The sequence below is a fragment of the Pelomonas sp. V22 genome, assembly GCF_030014915.1.
In the GTDB taxonomy this organism is placed as follows: Bacteria; Pseudomonadota; Gammaproteobacteria; order Burkholderiales; family Burkholderiaceae_C; genus JAUASW01.
Map to the genome: position 1 here is coordinate 1 of NZ_JAGIXS010000024.1, position 1,192 is coordinate 1,192.

Below are 1,192 nucleotides of genomic sequence, written 5' to 3' on the forward strand. Positions count from 1 at the left end.
CTAGGGAAGGTCTGCAAAACCCCTCGTCATTCCGACTGGCGCACTGCCTGAGCGGCTGGGACGATGCGGGGCATGGATCAGATCACGCTTGGCCTTGACCCGTTGCCCAAGAAGACCCGCAAGGAGGTCTTTCTCGACGAGATGAACCAGGTGGTGCCCTGGACCGCGCTGGTGGCGCTGATCCAGCCGCACGCTCGCGGTGCGCATCAAGCGCTGGGCGGCCGCCCGCCGTTCCCCATCGAGACCATGCTGCGCATCCACTGCTTGCAGCTTTGGTGGAACCTGAGCGATCCGGCGGTGGAAGAAGAGCTGCACGAGCGCCCGCTGTACCGCCGCTTCGTCGGCTTGGAAGGCGCTGCGCGCATGCCCGACGAGACCACCATCCTGCGCTTTCGACATCTGCTGGAGAAGCACCAACTCGCGCCGCAGGTGCTGGCCACGATCAATGCCGGACTGGCCCAGCAGGGCTTGATGCTCAAGACCGGCACCGTGGTGGATGCCACCATCGTTGCCGCGCCCAGTTCCACGAAGAACAAGGACGGCGAGCGCGACCCCGAGATGCATCAGACCAAGAAGGGCAACCAGTGGCACTTCGGCATGAAGGCCCACATCGGCGTGGATGCCGAGTCGGGCCTGGTGCACACGGTGATCGGCACGGCCGCCAACGTCAACGACGTGACGCAGGCGGCGGCGCTGCTGCACGGTGACGAGACGGACGTGTTTGCCGACGCGGGCTACCAGGGTGTAGCCAAGCGCGACGAAGTCAAGGACCTGGAGGTGAACTGGCACATCGCGATGCGCCCGGGCAAGCGCCGCGCGCTGGACCCGGCACGCGAACTGCATCGGCTGCTGGACAAGGTGGAACAGCTCAAGGCCAGCGTGAGGGCCAAGGTCGAGCATCCGTTCCGCGTGGTCAAGCAGCAGTTCGGCCATGCCAAGGTGCGCTACCGGGGATTGGCCAAGAACACGGCACGGCTGACGATGCTGTTTGCGTTGAGCAACTTGTGGATGGTGCGCCGGCAACTGCTGGGAGCACGGGGATGAGTGCGTCTGCGATGCGGTTGCAAGCCGCCGCAGGCCTCGAATTCATGGCTCGCCCGCGACCGATGGGGCTCAATCACCCAGTGATTCGCAAATCACGTCTCACTGTGAATTCCACCGACCGTGGTGGGCGGGGTTTTGCAGACCTTCC

At 64.8% G+C, this 1,192-nt stretch carries 1 protein-coding gene; it reads left to right on the top strand.

What is annotated here, in order from left to right; genetic code table 11:
* The first annotated feature begins 72 nt into the window (after positions 1–72).
* The gene (locus J7U46_RS23175) at positions 73–1,044 is read left to right on the top strand and encodes an IS5 family transposase (protein WP_282829616.1); all 972 of its coding nucleotides are present in this window, start codon (positions 73–75) and stop codon (positions 1,042–1,044) included.
* Positions 1,045–1,192 lie beyond the last annotated feature (148 nt).

Coding starts and splice junctions, on each gene's coding strand:
- J7U46_RS23175 (WP_282829616.1), top strand. CDS start 73: ATGGATCAGATCACGCTTGGCCTTGACCCGTTGCCCAAGAAGACCCGC.